Genomic DNA, 19,020 nt, shown 5'->3' with positions numbered 1-19,020 from the left:
CCAAGGATAAACCATTCCGCGCGGCCGCCCCCAAAAAAGGAGATAAATCGGATGCTCGGCAACCTGGAACTCGTGATGCGGCTGGTTCTCGCGGCGGCGCTCGGCAGCGTCATCGGCTTCGAGCGTGAGCGCCTGTCGTGGGCGGCTGGCCTGCGCACGCACATGCTCGTCTGTGTCGGCTCGACGCTCATCATGATCGTGTCGGCGTTCGGTTTCGCCGACGTGCTCGGCACCAGCGACCACATCGTGCTCGACCCGTCGCGGATCGCCGCGCAGGTCGTGTCGGGCATCGGTTTCCTCGGCGCGGGCTCGATCCTGCTGCGCGGCGAGATCGTGCGCGGGCTGACGACGGCCGCGAGCCTGTGGTCGGTCGCCGCGATCGGCCTGGCGGTGGGCGGCGGCCTGTACGCCGCGTCGATCTCCGCGACGATCATCATCCTGATCATCCTGGCCGGCATCAAGCCGCTCGAGCGGCGCTACTTCACCGTGCGGCAGCGCCGCCAGTTCACGCTGACGGTCGTAAGCGGCGCGCTGACGTTCGATTCGCTGCACGCGGCGCTCGGCCCCGACAGCGCGCGCGTGAAGCAATTCATCGTGCAGCGCGCCGACGACACCGGCGAGCACGACGAGGTGCGCATCGCGCTCGGCCGCGTGTCGGATCTCGAATACCGCGCGATTTGCGACAAGCTGCGCGCGCTGTCGTGCGTGACGCGATTCGACGAAGGCAACGGGTTGTCGGGCGACGAATAGACGGCATCCGATCGATCGGATCGGCGATCGGTCATGCGACAATGGCCGTCGCTGATTCCGTTCGACCTCCGATTCCGCGTTCGCGGGCTTGTAATCCGACTCCATGACCGAATCCGTTTCCCTGCCTCGCTCCCGTTCCCGCTCCGACCGCTCGTCGGCCCGTTCGCGCCTGCGCTCCGTCGCGGCCGCGGCAGACACAGCCGCCAAGGCCACCGCGCGGTCCGGTCACGCGGCGGCTGGCGAGGCGTCGCGGGACGAACGCACGCTCGACCTGTTCGGCGATCCGGTGCTCGAGCCGGCGGCGCGTGCGCCGGTCGTCGCGCGTGATGACGCGATGGCGGATGGCGACACGGACGCTGCTGCGGCTGGCGAGGACGCTGGTCGGCAGGCGATGCTGGACGGATTCGCCGCGCACGGTCACGCTGCGGATGCGGATGCGGACGGCGACGGTGTCGATGCGGTGGAGCAGGCTGCCGATGTTGCGATGACGGGAGCGTCTGCGGCGACGCGGGGAAATGGTGATGTGGCTGATGCCGATGCTGATGCCAACGCCAACGCCAACGCCAACGCCAACGCCAACGCCAACGCCAACGCCAACGCCAACGCCGCGCGCGCGGCCGATGCCGACGCAACGAAGCGCGCCGATGCGTGGCATGCCGATGGCGTTGCGGTGGCCGCGGCCGGTGAGCCGGTAACCGGCGACGGCCATGTGAAGAAAGGTAGCGTGCCCAAAGCCGGCGACGCGGCCGGGACGAACGCGGATCATGCGACGTCGAATGCCGCGGCGGTAGGTGGTGCGCTCGACGCGGTGCTCGGCGCCCGTCCCGTTAAAGCGGACGCCGAGGCGGAAGGTGCCGCTGCGCCGGTCACGCAGGATGAAGCAGCGCGGACGCCCGCCGAGACCACGAAGGGGCGCCGCGCATCCTCCGGCGGCAGGCGACGTGCGGCCGCTGGTAGACGCGACCCGGCAGCGGTGGCCGGCGCGCGGGAAGCGGCGGCGGTCGGCGCCGAGCTGGAATCGATGCCGGCGCACGCCGAGCCTTCTGCTGCTGAACCGCAGGCGGCGGCCGAACTGGCCGAGCCCGCAGTTGCAGCGATTCCCGCAAGTCCCGCAAGTCCCGCGAGCCCCCGCGACGCCGCGCGAGCAACCGCAGCGTCGGCCTCGCCGGTCGTACAGCCGGTGGCGTCAGCCGCGTCGTTCGTGACGAAGCCGTCGGCGGATCGTGCGCAACCGGGTGCGTCGGACTTCGACCCCGACACTCATCTGCGCCCGCTGTCGGACCGGCTTGCCACGCTGCAGGCCGAGACGGCCGGCTTGAAGCAGGCGGCGGACCGCGAGATGCGTCGCGTCAACCGGCTGCTGCTGGCGCTGGCGGTCGTCGTGCTTGCCGGGCTCGTCGCGCTGGTGCTGCAAACGCGGCAGATCGCGCACCTGAAGCAGGATCTGGAAGCCCGGCAACAGCGGATCGACCGGCTGGCTGCCGACCTGTCGACACAGCAGGCAACGCTGATGACACTCGCGGAACACCACGAAGCCATGCTGTCGCAGGTCGACCGGCTTCAGCGCAACGCGAACCGTGAGGCGGCGGCCGCAAAGCGCGCGCGTCGAACGCACTAAATCGTCTGACCCTACCTGCAACGCTCCGCCCGCCGGGGCGGGCGGTGCGGCGCGTCCGTCGACGGGTGGCGCGGGTGCGGCAAACTGATGCGGTGAGCTGGCAGAGTTCAGGGAAAACCCTTAGAATGGAGTCCATCTAAGGGAAAACCCTAGATCTATCTCAGGAGTCTCACATGAGCTTCATTCTTGCCCTGCTGCAAAAGATCGACGATCTGTTCGTCTCCCCGCACCTGCCGCTCGACGCGGAATACTCGTACGCTGCGCGTAGCGCCGAAGCCGATCGCATGCGTCGTGCGAACTTCGCGCCGATCGTCGTGTACCGTCGCTGATTCGCTGATTCGCTGATTCGCTGATTCGCTGATTCGCCGATTCGCTGATTCGCTGATCCGCTGATCCGCCGATCCGCCGATCCGCCGATCCGCCGATCCGCCGATCCGCCGATCCGGCGCGGCGCTCGCCGCGATTGCCTGCCCGTTTTTCACCGCCGCATCGCGCGCCGGTGCGACCGTCCCGCTACACTGGAAGTCAGACTTCCTTCGCGACACCCGGGCCATGCTGCAGATGCGGCCGATGACGGCCGGCGAATTCCACGCATACCGCACGCGCGCCATCGACGGCTACGCGCGCGATCTCGTGTCCTCCGGGCAGAACGCGAGCGAAGACGCGGCGGGCCGCGCCCGCGCCTGCTTCGATACGCTGCTGCCCGACGGCCTGCTCACCTCCGGCCAGACACTCGTCCAGTTGATCGAGGCTGCCACCGGCGACACGGTCGGCGACCTCTGGTACGCGATCGTGCCCGAAGGGCCGAACCGCACGCTGTTCATCTACGACCTCGACATCGTCCCGTCCCGGCGCCGCCAGGGCTGGGCCACGCGCACGCTCGAGGCACTCGAGGCCGAGGCACGCCGTCACGGCGTCACCGAAATCGGGCTGTCGGTGTTCAATCACAACACGGCCGCACGAGCGCTCTATCGGGCGTGCGGTTTCGCGCCGATCACGACGACGCTGATCAAGCCGGTCGTGCCGGGCTAGCCGCGAAGATTCGAGGATCGGACGCTCACTGTTTGCGGTTCGACATGTTTTCACATGGGAGCGCGCCCGAGTCGCGAGGCGCTCTGGAGCGGCCCGTCAGCCCGATTCAACACATTGAACACGGTGTGCGTCATTCCGTGCCGCGACTGAAATCCAGCGTTGTCCTTTTATGATGGGTGGCCGATAAGTAGGCGCACTCAAATCGTCAATAAACGAGGATAACGAACGATGGAGAACAGGTATGCTGCCGAACGCGGTATTCCGACCGTACCCGCTTGCGCACGCGCTTCCATTTCGCTCCGATTCGATGGGCGTTTTTTGGTCATGACGGGGAATACAACGGGTGTCTATCCTGCAGTTTCCGGCCGTCCCGATAATCGCGGCAGTTTCGATTATTCGAGCGCTCGCCACCAGATGGAAAATGTTGGCCCTATACCATCAGGTCGATACTGGATTCAGCCTTCCCAAATGTGGAAGAATCGCTGGTACAACCTTGCTTCGCGCGCGGCCTGGGGGATTATCGACTGACTATCCACGTCATGCCTGGGACCCGGACGTTCGGTCGCGGCGGATTCTTTATCCACGGGGGCACGCATGCCGGCTCCGCCGGATGCATCAATCTCCATTCGGGAATGGAAAATTTCGTTCGCGAGATCGAAGCCGCAACGAAGGGCATGCCCGAGTGTTATGTTCCACTGACGGTTCAATACTGACATGCGAAAACGCCTGTTGCGCATAGTGATCAGTGCGACATTGCTGATGTCAATTCTGTTCGTTGCGGCGTTCAACGCGATCAATCTGAACGAGGCATACGGCGACGGTCCACCCTACTACTCCCGCACGACCAATATGGATAAATGGACGAGCCCGCTTCCGTTTCTCGGTGTCATCGACGGAGCGATGCTGGTCGCGATTGGTGCGTATTACCTGTGGATCCGTCGAAGCCGATGAAACCTCCAAACAGCGGGCAGAATGCCGTTCCGCCCGTGTTCGCGCCTCCTTTCGTCACCTCGCCCGTCCTTTCCACCTCCGCAGCAACAACGCGTTCGTCACGACGCTGACGCTGGAGAACGCCATCGCCGCCCCCGCGATCACCGGGTTCAGCCAGCCGAGCGCCGCGAGCGGCACGCCGATCAGGTTGTAGACGAACGCCCAGAACAGGTTCTGCTGGATCTTCCGGTACGTCCGCTTCGAGATGTCGATCGCATCGGCGACGAGCGCCGGATCGCCGCGCATCAGCGTGATGCCGGCCGTATGCATCGCGACGTCGGTGCCGGTCGCCATCGCGATGCCGACGTCGGCCGCGGCGAGCGCGGGCGCGTCGTTGATCCCGTCGCCGACCATCGCGACGACGCCGCCGTGCGTGCGCTTCAGTTCGGCCACCACGCGTGCCTTGTCGTCGGGCAGCACCTGCGCATGCACTTCGCCGATCCCGAGCGATGCCGCGACGGCCGCCGCGCTGCCGCGGTTGTCGCCCGTCACGAGTACGCTCGCGACGCCGCGCGCCGACAGTGCGGCGATCGCGTCGCGCGCGCCGGGCTTCACGGTGTCGCCGAACGCGATCAGCGCGAGCAACGCGCGCGGCGCATCGGCGCGCATCAGCCACGAAATCGTGTTGCCCGCGTGTTCGAGCTCGGCGGCACGCGCGTCGAGTTCCGGCGGCACGTCGATGCCGAGTTCATCGCGCCAGCGGGTGCTGCCGAGCGCGAGAAGCTGCCCGTCGACGTGCGCTTGGACACCGCGGCCGGCCACCGCGCGCGCATCGGCCGCGACGATATCGGCCGAACCTGCGCCGCCACCGCGGGCCACGACATCCGCTTCGTGCGCGGCGACCACGGCGCGCGCGAGCGGATGATCGCTTTGCCGCTGGACCGCGGCCGCGAGAGCGAGCGCTTGCTCACGTGGGATGCCGACCGCGTCGAACGCGGTCACGGACGGCTTGCCTTCGGTCAGCGTGCCGGTCTTGTCGAACGCGATCACGGTCGTGCGCTGCGCGAGTTCGAGCGCCTGCGCGTCCTTGATCAGCACGCCGTGGCGCGCCGCGACGCCGGTGCCGGCCATGATCGCCGCGGGCGTCGCGAGGCCGAGCGCACACGGGCACGCGATGACGAGCACCGCGACCGCGTTGAGGATCGCCGTTTCGGTGCCGGCGCCGGCGATCAGCCAGCCGATCAGCGTCAGCACGGCGATGCCGAGGATCGCCGGCACGAACACTTCGCTCACGCGATCGACCAGCCGCTGGATCGGCGCCTTTTCCGCCTGCGCGGATTCGACGAGGCGGATGATGCGCGCGAGCGTCGTCTCCGCGCCGATCGCGGTGGTTTCGACGACGAGCGCGCCTTCGCCGTTGATCGAGCCGGCGGTGACCGGATCGCCGTCGTCCTTCGGCACCGGCAGGCTTTCGCCGGTGATCAGCGATTCGTCGACGTGCGAGCGGCCCGACACGATTCGCCCGTCGACGGGCACGCGCTCGCCGGGACGGATGCTGACGGTCGTGCCGACGCGCACCTGCCCGAGCGGCACGTCGCGTTCAACGCCGTGCTCGACGACGCGCGCGCGGTCGGGACGCAGCGCGTTCAGCGCGCGGATCGCCTCGGTCGTCTGGCGTTTCGCGCGGGCTTCGAGCCATTTGCCGAAGCGCACCAGCGTGACGATGACGGCCGATGCCTCGAAATACAGGTGGCCTGGGTCGACGGGGTCGCGCACCAGCATCCACAGGCTCAGGCCGAACGCGGCCGATGTACCGAGCGCGACGAGCAGGTCCATGTTGCCCGTGCGCGCCTTCACCGCGTGCCAGGCGGCGCGGTAGAAGCGCGCGCCGAAGCCGAACTGGACGATCGACGCGAGCACGAGCTGCAGCCAGCCGGGCAGCATCGCGTCGATGCCGAACGGCGCGACGAGCATCGGTACGACGAGCGGTGCGCTCAGCACGGCCGAGCCGATCACCAGATTGCGTTCGCGGATCGCTTCGCGGCGCTTGCGGGCCTCGGGGGCCTGTGCCGCGTCGCTGGAGGGAACTTCGACTACAGCGCCGGCGTCCGGCGCGGCGGCGAGCGATGCGCGGTAGCCGGCCGTCGTGACCGCCGCGATCAGCGCGGCGGCGTCGAGCGCGCCGGCGCCATGCACCGATGCGCGCTCGGTCGCGAGATTGACCGACGCGCGCGCGACGCCCGGCACCGCGGCCAGCGCCTTTTCGACGCGGCCGGCGCAGGATGCGCACGTCATGCCGCCGATGTCGAATTCGAGATCGCGGGAGGCGGCCGGCGGCGGCGCTGCGACCGCTGTCGCGCCGTAGCCGGCCTGCTGTACGGCTTCGGCCAGTCGCGACGCGGAAACGTCCGGGGCTGCGTCGATGGTCGCGCGTTCGGTCGCGAGGTTGACCGACGCACGCGTGACGCCAGGCACCTTCGCCAGCGCCTTTTCGACGCGCGACACGCACGACGCGCAGGTCATGCCGTCGATCTCGAGTTCGATCGTGGCCCCGGCCCCGGCCCCGGCCCCAGCCCCAGCCCCAGCCCCAGCCGCGGGCAGCGCCGCCGGCGTGGCGGGCAGCGCTTCGGCGCGTGGCGCGTGCTCCGCCTGCGCGGCAGCGACGGTTTCGAATGCCGCTTCGCGCACGGTCGCGCGATATCCCGCCGCACTGACCGCATCGACGAGCTGCGCGGGCTCGACCGTATCCTGCGCGGTGACCGTCGCCGCCTGCGCGTCGAGATCGACCGCGGCCTCGACGACGCCCGGCACGGCGGCGAGGGCACGCTGCACGCGGCCCGTGCAGCCGCCGCAATGCATGCCGTCGACGGCCAGTTCGATCGTTTGCAAGCCCGCGGACGCGAGTGGTTCAGTCATGTCGGATTCCCCAAAAGCGCGGTTCGTGCCGCGAATGACCTCAGTATCAACATTCCCATGATGGGAAGGTCAAGGGGCGACGATGCAACGCACGGACGTGTGTACCGGCCCGGGGCTGCCGATTTGTCACCCTTATATGCCGGAGCCCGGCCCCACCGATGCATTGCATCCGGACCGCTTTGCCTTCCGCCGCCCGGGGACTATCGAAGCCGCAACTACCGCTCCGCCCGTTATTCGGCATATTGGGGGATGCCCTTAGGCGCTATGATACCGGCCTGACATCAGCGCCCGCCTAGCGAAGCGGCGACCGGGCAGGCTGGGGTGCCTTGCTTTCGCCGATCGTGGGTCGAACAAGGCGTTGACTGACAAGAACGATATTCGGCCAGTACACAATGATTGAAAACCTACGAGAATCAATTTCGCTGCGGCGCGCGGCAGGCGCGTCGCTGGTCCTGGCGGCGCTGCTGGCGGGCTGCGCGTCGCAACCGGACGCGATCCAGCGGAAAACCGGCTGGATGCGCGCCGAAGTAGCCGATTCCTATATATATGCGTATCCGCTCGTGCTGATGGACGTCGCGAAGGAAGCCGCGACAGGCGGCGACGGTGCGCAGCCGGGCCAGGCGCCGCTCAACACGCTGCGTCACGCGCAGGCGCTGCCGCCCGTCGGCGCGCTCAACCCGCCGCTGCCGGGCGTCGACACGCTCGACTCGACCGGCTGGCTCGACGTCGGCGCCGAGCCGGTGATCGTCACGCTGCCCGACACCCGCGGCCGCTACTGGGATGCCCGCGCGCTCGACATGTGGACGAACGTGCTGTGGTCGTCGTCGAGTGTCGCGGCGCGGGGCGCGCGTGGCGCCGCGCGATCGCAAACGATTGCCTTTGCCGCGAAGGACTGGCAGGGCACGCTGCCGAAGGGCGCATTGCGTGTCGACGTGCCGTCGGCCAACGCATGGCTCGAAGTGCGGCTGCAGACGAGCGGCGGGCGCGACCTCACGAACGTGAAGAAACTGCAGCGGGCGATCCGCGTGGTGCCGCTGTCCGTCTATACGGGCAGCGCGCGCGGCGCGTCGGTCGCGGTCCATGCGGGCAGCGCGCCGTCGGAAGCGGCGAGCGGCGGCACGCCGGCCGAGCAGGTCGCCGCGCTCGACCCGAAGGCGTTCTTCACGCGTTTCGCGCAGGTGCTGCAGGACAACCCGGCACCCGCCGACGACGCGCACGCGCAGGAACTGCTGAACGACATCGGCGTGTCGGCCGGCTACTCGGTGCTGTGGACCGGCGATCGCCTGAGCGCCGCGACGGCCGGCGTCGCCGAAGCGCGCGCGCGGCTCGCGGCACCGCCGCCGAACCTGCTGAACGCGAACGGCTGGAGCTGGATCGGCGACGCGGCCGGCAAGTACGGCCAGGACTACGCGCTGCGCGCGTACGCGGCCTACACGCAGTTCGGCACCGCGACGCGTGACGACGAGACGCTCGCGCTCGTGCGCGTCGACAGCGACGGCCATCCGCTGAACGGCGCGAACCGCTACGTGCTGCACTTCGCGCCGGGCGCGCTGCCGCCGGTGCGCGGGTTCTGGACGCTGACACCGTACTCCACCAACGGCGCGCTGCCCGACGTCGGCTCGGCGCGCCGCTCGCTCGGCGACCGCGACCGGCTGCGCCGCAATCACGACGGCTCGATCGACGTGGTCGTGTCGGCGTCGTCGGGCGGCGCGCATGCGGCGAACTGGCTGCCGGCGCCGCGCACCGATTTCGCGCTCGCGTTGCGCCTCTACGCGCCGAAGCCGCAAGCGACCGACGGCTCGTGGATGCCGCCCGCCGTGGTCCGGAAATGAACGGATAGGCGCCGCCGCTGTCCGATCCGCGGGCGCGGCGCTCGCACCCGAACGCCGTTCCGTCACCACCTGAGCCTATACTTTCGGGATTGCGTGCGCGGCCGTGCCGGTTTTCCGGTGCGGCCGGCATCCATTTCCGAGATATTCAAGCATGGCAAGCGCAGAGAAAGAAACCGTACCCTCGACCCTTCAAACCCTCGGCGGCGTTGCACGCTCGCGCCGGGCCCGGCGTATCGGCCTTGGCGTGCTGATCTTCATCGTTTTGTTCGGACTGCTCGGATTCTTCGCGGCGCCGCCGCTGATCCGCCACATCGCCGAACAGCAACTGAGCCAGCAGCTCGACCGGCCGTCCACGATCCAGCGCATCGCGCTGAACCCGTACACGCTCAATCTCGAAGCGGACGGCGTGCACGTCGGCGAGCGCGGCGGCCAGGGCGGCTTCATCGACATCGACAAGCTCGTCGTGCGGCCGTCGTGGTCGTCGCTGTTTCGCGGCGCACCGATCGTCAACGAAGTGCGCGTCGACTCGCCGCGCTTCCATATCGTCCGCTACGACGCGCAGCGCTTCAACTTCACCGACCTGATCGAGAAGTTCTCGAAGCCGTCGCCCAAGCCGGAAAGCAAGCCGACGCAGTTCTCGGTGTCGAACATCCAGGTCAACGACGGCCGGATCGACTTCGACGATCGCCTGCTGAACGAAAAGCACGTGGTCGACAACTGGACGCTCGGCATTCCGTTCATCGCGACGCTGGCGTCGAAGACCGACATCTTCGTGCAGCCGAAGCTGCGCGCGCGGTTCGACGGCAGCCCGATCGCGATCGACGGCAAGACGAAGCCGTTCGCGCAGTCGCGTGAGTCGGAAGTCGCGCTGAAGTTCGACCGGCTCGACGTGCCGAAGCTGATTTCGTACGCGCCGGCGAAGCTGCCGGTGATCGTCACGAGCGGCCTGTTGAGCAGCGACCTCACGCTGAACTTCGTGATGAGCGGCGACACGCCCACGCTGCGCGTGTCGGGCACCGTCGACCTGAACGACGCGAAGGTCACCGGCCGCGCGTCCGAGCCGCTGTTCGCCGCGCGCGGCGTGCATGTGGCGGCCGCCGGCCTCGAGCCGCTGCGCAACGTGCTGCATTTCGACGAGATCCGGCTCGACCAGCCGGTCGTCGACCTGGCGCGCGACAAGCAGGGCGTGCTGAACGTCGAGAAGCTCGCCGGTCAGCCGGCCGCAGCGCCGAAGGCTGCCGCGGGCAAGCCGGCCGCGTCGGGCGCCGCCGCATCGACGGCCACCGCCACCGCCGCTGCGAGCGGCGCGAGCGGTGCGAAGGCCGAAACCGCCGCGAAGGAAGCACCGCCGCTCGACCTGACGATCCGTCATTTCGCGATCGACGGCGGCACGATCAACGTCGACGACCGCGTGCCCGCAACGCCGACCGCGATGTCGCTGACGAAGCTCGCCGCGACGCTCGACGGCTTCACGCTGCAGGGCAAGACGCCGGCGAAGTACACGCTGTCGACGTCGTTGTCGCGCGGCGGCGACGTGAAGGCCGAGGGCGCGTTCAGCGTCGCGGCGAAGCAGGCCGACACGAAGCTGACGGTCGATGCGCTCGCGCTGCCGGCGCTGCAGCCGTATCTCGGCGAGGCGACCCGTGCGCGCGTGCTCGACGGCACGCTCGGCGCGACCGTCAACGCGACGGCCGACTGGGGCAAGACGCCGCTCGACGCGCAGATCGCTGACAGCACCGTGAGCCTGAAGTCGCTGAAGCTCGCGACGCCGGACGCGAAGGCGCCCGCGATCGTGCTGCCCGACGCGAGCGCGAAGATCGCGAAGGTCGATGTCGCCACGCGCACCGCGGAAATCGCGAGCGTCGACGCGACGGGGCTCGCGCTCGACGTCAAACGCCTGAAGGACGGCAAGATCGATCTCGCGGCGCTGGCCGAGCCCGCGCAGGCGGCGGTGCCCAAGCGCACGGTCGCGCGCAAGGCCGAGGCGGCCGCGCCGACGTGGCATTACCGGATCGACGCGCTGAACGTGAAGGACTCTGCCGCCAACTTCACGGACCTGTCGACGCCGCGCCCGGTGAAGCTCGCGATCAAGCCGCTCGACCTGTCGGTGCAGAAGATCAGCGACGACATGACGAAGCCGCTGCCGGTGCAGCTGAAGGCGACGCTGAACCGCAAGGGCGCGCTCAACGTGTCGGGCGACGTGACCGCGCAGCCGCTGAAGCTCGGCCTGAAGATCAACGGCAACCGCCTCGACGCGGCCGCGTTCGAGCCGTACTTCGGCAGCGCGCTGAACGCGACCATCGCGAGCGCGCTGCTCAACGCGCAAGGCAACCTGACGTTCGCGCAGGTGAAGGACACGCCGCGCGCGACCTATCGCGGCGATGCCGCACTGGTCGACGTGCGGATGCTCGACAAGGCGACGTCCGATCCGTTCGCGGGCTGGCGCTCGCTCGCGTTGACGAACCTGAAGGTGAACCACGACGAGAAGGGCACCGACGTCGACGCCGCGCGCGTGACGTTCACGAACTTCTACGGTCGCGTGCTGCTCGATGCGCAGGGGCGGCTGAACCTGAAGGACGTCGTCGCGAAGGAGACGGGCCCCGCGCAATCGCTCACGCGCGATGCGAGCAAGGGCGAGCCCGTGCCGCTGTCGCCGGGCGCGACCTCGCCGGCCGCTGCATCGGCCGCGGTTGCGCAGCAGGCGTCCGCGCCGGCCGCCGCATCGGCGACGGTCGTCGTGAAGGCCGCGCCGCCGCCGCAGAATCCGGTGCGGATGCATTTCGGCGAGCTGCTGCTGCAGAACGGCCGCGTCACGTACACGGACAACTTCATCAAGCCGAACTACACGGCGCACCTCGTCGCGATCAAGGGCACCGTCGGCGCGTTCGGCACGGATTCGACGACGTCCGCGCCGGTCGACGTCGCCGCGAACCTCGAGGGCAACGGGCCGATCTCGATCAAGGGTTCCGTGAATCCGCTGAGCGAGAAGCCGGCGCTGGACCTGACGGCAACCGCGCACGACATCGAGCTGACCAACCTGACGCCGTATTCCGCGAAGTACGCGGGCTATCCGATCACGAAGGGTAAGCTCAACGTCGACCTGCACTACCAGCTCGCGAACGATCAGCTGCAGGCGAACAACCACATCTTCATCGACCAGCTCACGTTCGGCGACCACGTCGACAACGACACGGCGACGAAGCTGCCGGTGAAGCTCGCGATCTCGCTGCTGAAGAACACGCGCGGCCAGATCGACGTGAACCTGCCGGTGTCGGGTTCGCTGTCGAATCCGGAATTCAGCGTCGGCGGGCTGATCTGGCGCGCGGTGCTGAACCTGATCGCGAAGGCCGTCACGTCGCCGTTCTCGCTGCTCGCGAATGCGTTCGGCGGCAGCGGCGGCGAGGATCTCGGCTACGTCGAGTTCGCGCCGGGCTCGTACCAGCTGACCGACGCGCAGCAGAAGAAGCTCGACACCGTCGTGAAGATGCTGACCGAGAAGCCGTCGATCCGCCTCGACCTGATCGGCCGCGTCGATCCGGCGAAGGACACGCCGGGGCTGCGCGACGCGTACGTCGACCGGCTGGTGCGCCAGCAGAAGCTGAAGGACGTGATCGGCCAGGGCGAGAGCGTCGATCCGATGTCGGTGAAGGTCGACCAGGCCGAGTACGAGAAGTACCTGACGCGTGCGTACAAGGCCGCCGACTTCAAGAAGCCGCGCAACCTGGTCGGCCTGCAGAAGACGCTGCCCGAGGCGGACATGAAGCAGGCGCTGGCCGATCATGCGCCGGCCGACGACAACGCGCTGCGTGCGCTCGCGCAGCAGCGCGCGCAGGCCGTGCGCCAGTATCTCGACGGCAAGATCGATTCGAGCCGCATGTTCGTCGTGGCGTCGAAGCTCGATGCGAAGGGCATCGAGGACAAGGGCGCGACGACGCGCGTCGACTTCGGCCTGCAGTAACGCGCGTCATTCCCTCATCCGCCGCCGCCGCGTCCGATCGGCAATCGGGCGCGGCGGCGCGCTTCCCGTCAGCGCGCGGCGATCGCCGGTTCGCGCTTGTCCAGTTCCTTCTTCGCGGCCAGCGGCAGGCGGGCATCGTCCCATTGCGCGAGCCATTCGATTTCCTTCGCGGTGAACACTTGGCCGTAGTTGCGCAGCGCGTACTGCAGCGCGTCTACGACGTGGTGGCGAATGATTTCGGGGGTACGTGCATCGTCCAGCACGAATCGGAGAGCTTCCAGGGTCGACATACGCGTGCTCCGGGCTAGGGGAAAACCCTTTATCGCACGCCAATAGTCGTGCGCCAACCGGGAAAAAAATACGGTCGGAACCGGCCGCAACCCGCCACGCCCGGGCACGCACCGCATTGCGACTGCGCGATGTCAATTGCGATTGGTTACGTTTGATAGAAAACAGAAAGCCCCGCTTCATGCGACCGCCGCACGACGCGCCGATATTTGGCGCGCTTGTCGGCAAGTCATGCGGTTCAACGTCAATCGATGAGGTGGGGTGATGATTTCCAGATTCGCTAAACAACGAAACATGGCGCTGATGGTGGCGGGCGCGCTGGCGCTCGCAAGCGCGGGCGCCTACGCGGCGAAGCAGGACGGCAACGGCCAAGGCGAGAGCGCCGGCCACGCGCACCGGGTCGTGAAGCACGTGCTGCTGATCAGCGTCGACGGCCTGCACGAGCAGGATCTCGCGCGCTGCGTGGGCGCGAATACGTGCCCGAACATCGCGGTGCTCGCGCAAAGCGGCGTCACGTACACGAACGCATATACGCCGGGCCTGTCGGACTCGTTCCCCGGCCTCGCGGCGCTCGTGACGGGTGGCTCGCCGAAGACGGCCGGCCTGTTCTACGACGTGTCGTACGACCGCCACCTGTACGCGCCGGGCGACACGACCTGCTCGGGCAAGCAGGGCTGGAACGTCGTGTTCGACGAGACGACCGGCATCGATGCATTCAACGGCGGCGCGCTCGTGCACCTCGATGGCGGCGGCGCGTTCAACCCGCAGGCGATCCCGAACGCGAAGGTCGACGGCAAGTGCGTGCCGGTGTACCCGCACAACTACGTGAAGACCAACACGGTGTTCGAAGCCGTGAAGGCCGGCGTGCCGAACGCGTACACCGCGTGGGCCGACAAGCATGCGTGGGGCTACGACTGGGTGAACGGGCCGTCGGGCAAGGGCGTCGACGATCTGATGCGCACCGAGATCAACTCGATCGATCCGGCGACGCAAACGGCCTATACGGACGTCTATTCGCATACCGCGCAATTCGACAACCTGCACGTGCAGGCGCTGATCAACCAGATCAACGGCCGTGACTCGACGGGCACCAAGCGCGCGCCGGTGCCGACGCTGTTCGGCGCCGACTTCCAGACGCTGAGCGTCGCGCAGAAGGCGCCGGTGACGAAGGGCGGCGGCTACCTCGATGCGAACTTCACGCCGAACGGGCAGGTCGCGAACGCGATCACCTACGTCGACAACTCGATCGGCCATGTCGTCGCGGCGCTGAAGCAGGCCAACCTGTATTCGTCGACGGCCGTGATCGTCACGGCGAAGCACGGCCAGTCGCCGACCGACCACGCGAAGCTCGTGAAGAACGGCGACACGCTGACGAAGCTGCTCGAAGCGAACGACTACATCGACCCGAACGGCAACTTCGGCCAGAACAACACAACGACGGGCAACCTAAACGACGGTTCGGGCCTGGTCGGCACGGGGCTGGTGCAGACCGACGACGTCGGCCTGATCTGGTTGCGCGACCGCGGCCAGCGCACGGCCGTGGTGCAGACGCTGAAGGCGAACCTCGGCTGCAACGCGCCGGGGATCTGTGCCGACGGTGCTCAGGCGACCATCCTGTACGGCGCGGCGCTGGCCGACCGGTTCGGCGATCCGGCCAACGGCCGTACGCCGGACATCATCGTCCAGCCGAATCCGGGCGTGATCTACACGTCGAGCACGAAGAAGGACGAGGAGCACGGCGGCAACGCGCCGGACGACAGCCACCTCGGCCTGCTCGTGTCGTATCCGGGCCTCCATCGCGCGCGCACGGTGAGCGATCTGGTCGGCACGAAGCAGGTCGCGCCGACGATCCTCGGGTTGCTCGGCGTGGAGCCGCGTCTGCTGAACGCGGTCGTGGCCGAGAACACGCACGTGTTGCCGGGGCTGGGTATTGGGCGTTGATGCGGCATGCCGGATGCCGCCGGCGGGGCGGCGTCCGGCGCTACACCGATCGCCCGCTGCGTCGGCAGGCGAGTGCCGCTTCGGACTTGAAATGGGAGGCGCGGCCCGTCATATTGTCTGCGCCTGAACTTTCAACGACGTCACCCGGAGGATTCCCGATGCGCCTTTTGCTTGCCCTGCTGTTGCCGTGGTTCCAGTTCTTCACGATCGGCCGCCCGATCGCCGGGATCATCTGTCTGCTGCTGCAGATCACGATCATCGGCTGGCTGCCCGCCGCGATCTGGTCGGTGTATGCGTTGAGCCAGTACAAGACCGACCGCAAGATTGAGGCGGCGTTGGGCGGGCGGCGGTAGGCGTTGCGGCATTCCGGCGGGCCCCGTCCCCGTCCGGCGCGACGACAAAGATCTCTTTTTCGGCAGATATCTACATAATTTGCCGGCGCTTTCGGGCGCGATTTGTATAGATTTATGCCGAAATGGTCCTGCTGCGGACAAGTCGGCGGCCACACCATGGACCAACGCTACAACGCGATGTCGCTTCCCGAACAGCTTGCGCTGCGGCGCCAGGCGATCGACGACGTCCTCGCGCATCCCGAATGGCCGTTGCGCGAATCGGTGCGTCATCTGAAGAAGACGATGCGGCTGACGAGCGCCGAAATGGCGAAGCTCGCCGGCGTATCGACGAAGACGATTCAGGATATCGAACAGGGTCGCAGCGACGGAACCGTCCAGACAATGAACCGCATATTCGGCATGCTGGGGTTGAAACTCGGCGTCGTGCGCCGCGCGCCGCAATAACCCGTACCGTGGTGGTGGGGCGGCGCATCCGTCGGGTAATCGACAGATGCGCGATGCGTCCGGAGGGTGGAATGCCGGTCAGCCGCCCGGCCTACTTCACCGCAAACAGCGTCAGGTTCATGAAGATCTTGAACGCATAGCCGAGCGTGACGGCGCCGATCACGCCGCCCGCCCACAGAACGACGAACCACATCCAGCCGCGCATCCGCGGACGCGGCGCGTCGGGCTGGCGAGCGGCGGAATCAGTGGTGGTAGTAATGCTGGTCTTCATGGCGCACCTTGCCTCGGAATACCCAATAACCCATCGTCGTGTAGGCGATGATGATGGGGAGGATAACCGCTGCGCCGACCAACGTGAAGGTCTGGCTCGAACGCGGCGCCGCCGCTTCCCAGATCGTCATCGTCTGCGGAATCGCATACGGGAACATCGTGACGAGCAGGCCGACATAGCCGAGCAGCACGAGCGCCAGCGCGAGCATGAACGGCGTCATGTCGTGGCGCGCGCGCACCGCGCGACGCATCCACACCGCGCACGCGGCGACCAGGAACGGCACCGGCAGCAGTCGCCAGAACAGCCCCGAATCGAACCAGCGCTGCGCGATGGCCGGATCCTGCAGCGGCGTCCACAGGCTGATAACGGCGATGAAGCCGAGCAGCACGACGGTCAGCGGCCACACGACGCGATGCAGGCGCCGTTGCAGATCGCCCTCCGTTTTCGCGACGAGCCAGCAGCAGCCGAGCAGCGCGTATGTCACGATCAGGCCGAGGCCCGTCAGCAGGCTGAACGGCGTGAGCCAGTCGAATGCGTCGCCCGCGAACACGCCGTCCTTCACGTTGATGCCCTGCAGGAACGCGCCGAGCGCGATCCCCTGGAACAGCGTCGCGCCGGCCGAGCCGCCGATGAACGCGAGATCCCACAGCTGCTTCGTGCGCCGCGCCTTCGCGCGGATCTCGAACGACACGCCGCGGAAGATCAGGCACACCAGCATGAAGATCAGCGGCAGGTACAGCGCCGACAGCACCGTCGAATAGACGATCGGAAACACCGCGAACAGCCCGGCGCCGCCGAGCACGAGCCACGTCTCGTTGCCGTCCCACACGGGCGCGACGGTGTTCATCATCAGGTCGCGTTCCTTCTCGTCCGGGAAGAACGGGAAGACGATGCCGATGCCGAGGTCGAAGCCGTCGAGCACGACGTACATGAAGAGCCCCAACGCGATGATCGCGGCCCAGATTACGGTGACGTCCATAGGTTTTCTCGTTTGCGAAAGGGGTGGGCTCAGACGGTCTCGATCAGCTCGTCAACAGCCGACATCGGGCGGCGCGCGGTGTGATCGAGGCGCGTGTCGGGCCTGTCGTGATCCGCGTCGTGCGGGGCATCGGGCAGCGCGGGGCCGGCCTTCATCAGCTTCAGCATGTAGTACACGCCGGTGCCGAACACGAGGAAGTACACGATCACGAACGTCATCATCGACAGGCTGACCTGCTGCACCGACAGCGGCGACACGGCCTTAGCGGTGCGCATCACGCCGTACACGACCCACGGCTGGCGGCCCGCTTCGGTCGTCACCCAGCCCGCGAGCAGCGACACGAAACCGGTCGGGCCCATCACGAGCGCGAAGCGCTGGAACCACTTCGATTCATACAGGGTGCCGCGGCGGCGCAGCAGCCACGCGAGCGCGGCGAGGCCGATCATCGCGAAGCCGAGGCCGACCATGATCCGGAAGCTCCAGAACACGACCGTCGAATTCGGGCGGTCTTCAGGCGGGAAATCCTTCAGCCCGCGGATCTCGCCATCCCAGCTGTGCGTAAGGATCAGGCTGCCGAGATGCGGCACCTTCACCGCATAGCGGGTCGTTTCGGCCTTCATGTCCGGAATGCCGAACAGGTTGAGCGCGGTGCCGCCCTTTTCGGTTTCCCACAGGCCTTCGATCGCGGCGATCTTCGCGGGCTGGTGCTTCAGCGTGTTGATGCCGTGCTGGTCGCCGATCACGGCCTGCAGCGGCGCGAGCACCAGCAGCAGCCACAGCGCCATCGAGAACATCTTCTTCACGCCCTTGTCGCGGCGCCCCTTCAGCAGGTGCCATGCGCCCGTCGCGGCGACAACCAATGCGGCGACGATGAATGCGGCGATCGCCATGTGGAACAGTCTGTACGGGAACGACGGGTTGAAGATGATCGCGAACCAGTCGGTCGGCACGACGCGGCCGTCGACGATCTCGAAGCCCTGCGGCGTCTGCATCCAGCTGTTCGACGCGAGGATCCAGAACGTCGAGATCAGCGTGCCGATCGCGACCATCAGCGTCGCGCCGAAGTGCGCGCGCGGGCTCACGCGATTCCAGCCGAACAGCATGATGCCGAGGAAGCCGGCTTCGAGGAAGAACGCGGTCATCACCTCGTACATCAGCAGCGGGCCGGTGACGGCGCCGGCGAAGCTCGAGAAGCCCGACCAGTTGGTGCCGAACTGATAGCTCATGACGACGCCGGAGACCACGCCCATCCCGAACGCGACCGCGAAGATCTTCGACCAGAACAGGCAGAGTGTCTTGTAGTACTGCTTGCCGGTCCTGAGCCAGCGATATTCGAGCACGGCGATGAAGCTGGCGAGGCCGATGCTCAGCGCCGGGAAGACGATGTGAAAGGAGACGGTGAACGCGAATTGCAGGCGGGCCAGATCGAGGGCCGAAAGAGCGGAGTCCATACCAGTTGACCGAGGCTGACGATACCCGCCGGCGGGTGCCGGCGGACCCCGGCCGAACCGGCGTCGGGGTTGGCTGGAGTATGGAACGCGATGTTGCGCCGCGAAATGCGCCAACTCGTCGCAGATGTCCAGCCTGCCGCGCGCGAATTCGGCATAAATCGTTGATTCGTATCAAGAAGGTCGTTCGCGCGGCGGGCGGCCGCGCCGTGGCGGTCTGCCGCACGTGCGTCAATATGGCGCGTCGCATCATCGGAACG

The 19,020-nt window shown here is 67.5% G+C and carries 16 protein-coding genes; 10 read left to right on the top strand and 6 right to left on the bottom strand.

The window, feature by feature from the left end; all coding sequences use genetic code 11:
- Nucleotides 1–51 precede the first annotated feature (51 nt).
- The 4 genes from BAMB_RS24170 (at nucleotide 52) to BAMB_RS24160 (ending at nucleotide 3,400) form a co-directional block, all read left to right on the top strand.
- Nucleotides 52–750, top strand: a complete 699-nt coding sequence (locus BAMB_RS24170) for an MgtC/SapB family protein (RefSeq protein WP_011659777.1) — start codon at nucleotides 52–54, stop codon at nucleotides 748–750.
- Nucleotides 751–853: 103 nt separating this feature from the next.
- Nucleotides 854–2,368 carry a hypothetical protein gene (locus BAMB_RS35540; protein ID WP_011659776.1) on the top strand — a complete coding sequence of 505 codons (1,515 nt, stop codon included), beginning with the start codon at nucleotides 854–856 and terminating at the stop codon, nucleotides 2,366–2,368.
- A gap of 173 nt (nucleotides 2,369–2,541) precedes the next feature.
- The gene (locus BAMB_RS35535) at nucleotides 2,542–2,697 is read left to right on the top strand and encodes a hypothetical protein (protein WP_006761860.1); all 156 of its coding nucleotides are present in this window, start codon (nucleotides 2,542–2,544) and stop codon (nucleotides 2,695–2,697) included.
- A gap of 223 nt (nucleotides 2,698–2,920) precedes the next feature.
- The gene (locus BAMB_RS24160) at nucleotides 2,921–3,400 is read left to right on the top strand and encodes a GNAT family N-acetyltransferase (protein ID WP_011659775.1); all 480 of its coding nucleotides are present in this window, start codon (nucleotides 2,921–2,923) and stop codon (nucleotides 3,398–3,400) included.
- 455 nt (nucleotides 3,401–3,855) lie between these two features.
- On the opposite strand, the gene BAMB_RS35530 is transcribed toward BAMB_RS24160, so the two are convergent.
- Nucleotides 3,856–4,116 carry a hypothetical protein gene (locus BAMB_RS35530; RefSeq protein WP_158380543.1) on the bottom strand — a complete coding sequence of 87 codons (261 nt, stop codon included), beginning with the start codon at nucleotides 4,114–4,116 and terminating at the stop codon, nucleotides 3,856–3,858.
- Between BAMB_RS35530 and BAMB_RS24155 the strand changes: the two genes are divergently transcribed.
- Complete coding sequence (locus BAMB_RS24155; RefSeq protein WP_011659774.1) at nucleotides 4,115–4,351, top strand: glycoside hydrolase family protein; 237 nt, start codon at nucleotides 4,115–4,117, stop codon at nucleotides 4,349–4,351. The two genes, BAMB_RS35530 and BAMB_RS24155, sit on opposite strands and share 2 nt — an antisense overlap.
- Before the next feature lie 54 nt (nucleotides 4,352–4,405).
- On the opposite strand, the gene BAMB_RS24150 is transcribed toward BAMB_RS24155, so the two are convergent.
- Entirely contained in the window at nucleotides 4,406–7,246 is a 2,841-nt protein-coding gene (locus BAMB_RS24150) for a heavy metal translocating P-type ATPase (protein ID WP_011659773.1), read from the bottom strand.
- Nucleotides 7,247–7,638: 392 nt separating this feature from the next.
- On the opposite strand from BAMB_RS24150, the gene BAMB_RS24145 reads away from it, so the two are divergent.
- Nucleotides 7,639–9,078, top strand: a complete 1,440-nt coding sequence (locus tag BAMB_RS24145) for a DUF1254 domain-containing protein (protein ID WP_011659772.1) — start codon at nucleotides 7,639–7,641, stop codon at nucleotides 9,076–9,078.
- A 151-nt stretch (nucleotides 9,079–9,229) separates the two neighbouring features.
- Entirely contained in the window at nucleotides 9,230–13,036 is a 3,807-nt protein-coding gene (locus BAMB_RS24140; protein WP_011659771.1) for a DUF748 domain-containing protein, read from the top strand.
- A 68-nt stretch (nucleotides 13,037–13,104) separates the two neighbouring features.
- Here the strand turns inward: BAMB_RS24140 and BAMB_RS24135 are convergent, their stop codons facing one another.
- Nucleotides 13,105–13,326, bottom strand: a complete 222-nt coding sequence (locus BAMB_RS24135) for a hypothetical protein (RefSeq protein ID WP_011659770.1) — start codon at nucleotides 13,324–13,326, stop codon at nucleotides 13,105–13,107.
- Nucleotides 13,327–13,588: 262 nt separating this feature from the next.
- On the opposite strand from BAMB_RS24135, the gene BAMB_RS24130 reads away from it, so the two are divergent.
- From BAMB_RS24130 to BAMB_RS24120, 3 genes are all read left to right on the top strand, one after another.
- On the top strand, nucleotides 13,589–15,265 hold the full coding sequence (locus BAMB_RS24130; RefSeq protein WP_011659769.1) for an alkaline phosphatase family protein: 1,677 nt from the start codon (nucleotides 13,589–13,591) through the stop codon (nucleotides 15,263–15,265).
- Between the two features lie 158 nt (nucleotides 15,266–15,423).
- Complete coding sequence (locus tag BAMB_RS24125) at nucleotides 15,424–15,618, top strand: YqaE/Pmp3 family membrane protein (RefSeq protein WP_011659768.1); 195 nt, start codon at nucleotides 15,424–15,426, stop codon at nucleotides 15,616–15,618.
- Nucleotides 15,619–15,774: 156 nt separating this feature from the next.
- Nucleotides 15,775–16,062: a helix-turn-helix domain-containing protein gene (locus tag BAMB_RS24120; RefSeq protein ID WP_041491548.1), complete on the top strand. Its 288-nt coding sequence runs from the start codon at nucleotides 15,775–15,777 to the stop codon at nucleotides 16,060–16,062.
- 91 nt (nucleotides 16,063–16,153) lie between these two features.
- On the opposite strand, the gene BAMB_RS24115 is transcribed toward BAMB_RS24120, so the two are convergent.
- The 3 genes from BAMB_RS24115 to BAMB_RS24105 are packed head-to-tail and all read right to left on the bottom strand — an operon-like array spanning nucleotide 16,154 to nucleotide 18,763.
- A complete protein-coding gene (locus BAMB_RS24115) occupies nucleotides 16,154–16,333 on the bottom strand; it encodes a hypothetical protein (RefSeq protein ID WP_011659766.1) in 180 nt (59 codons plus the stop codon).
- Nucleotides 16,305–17,312 carry a cytochrome d ubiquinol oxidase subunit II gene (cydB, locus tag BAMB_RS24110; RefSeq protein WP_011659765.1) on the bottom strand — a complete coding sequence of 336 codons (1,008 nt, stop codon included), beginning with the start codon at nucleotides 17,310–17,312 and terminating at the stop codon, nucleotides 16,305–16,307. Before cydB ends, BAMB_RS24115 begins: the two co-directional genes overlap by 29 nt.
- 29 nt (nucleotides 17,313–17,341) lie before the next feature.
- Nucleotides 17,342–18,763 carry a cytochrome ubiquinol oxidase subunit I gene (locus tag BAMB_RS24105; protein WP_011659764.1) on the bottom strand — a complete coding sequence of 474 codons (1,422 nt, stop codon included), beginning with the start codon at nucleotides 18,761–18,763 and terminating at the stop codon, nucleotides 17,342–17,344.
- Nucleotides 18,764–19,020 lie beyond the last annotated feature (257 nt).

Origin of the sequence: Burkholderia ambifaria AMMD, assembly GCF_000203915.1 — a bacterium.
Classification (GTDB): Bacteria; Pseudomonadota; Gammaproteobacteria; order Burkholderiales; family Burkholderiaceae; genus Burkholderia; species Burkholderia ambifaria.
The sequence above is the reverse complement of the archived record's forward strand: the minus strand, read 5'-3'. Positions and strand labels throughout refer to the sequence as shown.

Coding starts and splice junctions, on each gene's coding strand:
- BAMB_RS24160 (WP_011659775.1), top strand. CDS start 2,921: ATGCTGCAGATGCGGCCGATGACGGCCGGCGAATTCCACGCATACCGC.
- BAMB_RS35530 (WP_158380543.1), bottom strand. CDS start 4,116: ATGTCAGTATTGAACCGTCAGTGGAACATAACACTCGGGCATGCCCTT.
- BAMB_RS24120 (WP_041491548.1), top strand. CDS start 15,775: ATGGACCAACGCTACAACGCGATGTCGCTTCCCGAACAGCTTGCGCTG.
- BAMB_RS24170 (WP_011659777.1), top strand. CDS start 52: ATGCTCGGCAACCTGGAACTCGTGATGCGGCTGGTTCTCGCGGCGGCG.
- BAMB_RS24130 (WP_011659769.1), top strand. CDS start 13,589: ATGATTTCCAGATTCGCTAAACAACGAAACATGGCGCTGATGGTGGCG.
- BAMB_RS24135 (WP_011659770.1), bottom strand. CDS start 13,326: ATGTCGACCCTGGAAGCTCTCCGATTCGTGCTGGACGATGCACGTACC.
- BAMB_RS35535 (WP_006761860.1), top strand. CDS start 2,542: ATGAGCTTCATTCTTGCCCTGCTGCAAAAGATCGACGATCTGTTCGTC.
- BAMB_RS24150 (WP_011659773.1), bottom strand. CDS start 7,246: ATGACTGAACCACTCGCGTCCGCGGGCTTGCAAACGATCGAACTGGCC.
- BAMB_RS24115 (WP_011659766.1), bottom strand. CDS start 16,333: ATGAAGACCAGCATTACTACCACCACTGATTCCGCCGCTCGCCAGCCC.
- BAMB_RS24105 (WP_011659764.1), bottom strand. CDS start 18,763: ATGGACTCCGCTCTTTCGGCCCTCGATCTGGCCCGCCTGCAATTCGCG.
- BAMB_RS24145 (WP_011659772.1), top strand. CDS start 7,639: ATGATTGAAAACCTACGAGAATCAATTTCGCTGCGGCGCGCGGCAGGC.
- cydB (WP_011659765.1), bottom strand. CDS start 17,312: ATGGACGTCACCGTAATCTGGGCCGCGATCATCGCGTTGGGGCTCTTC.
- BAMB_RS24125 (WP_011659768.1), top strand. CDS start 15,424: ATGCGCCTTTTGCTTGCCCTGCTGTTGCCGTGGTTCCAGTTCTTCACG.
- BAMB_RS24140 (WP_011659771.1), top strand. CDS start 9,230: ATGGCAAGCGCAGAGAAAGAAACCGTACCCTCGACCCTTCAAACCCTC.
- BAMB_RS24155 (WP_011659774.1), top strand. CDS start 4,115: ATGCGAAAACGCCTGTTGCGCATAGTGATCAGTGCGACATTGCTGATG.
- BAMB_RS35540 (WP_011659776.1), top strand. CDS start 854: ATGACCGAATCCGTTTCCCTGCCTCGCTCCCGTTCCCGCTCCGACCGC.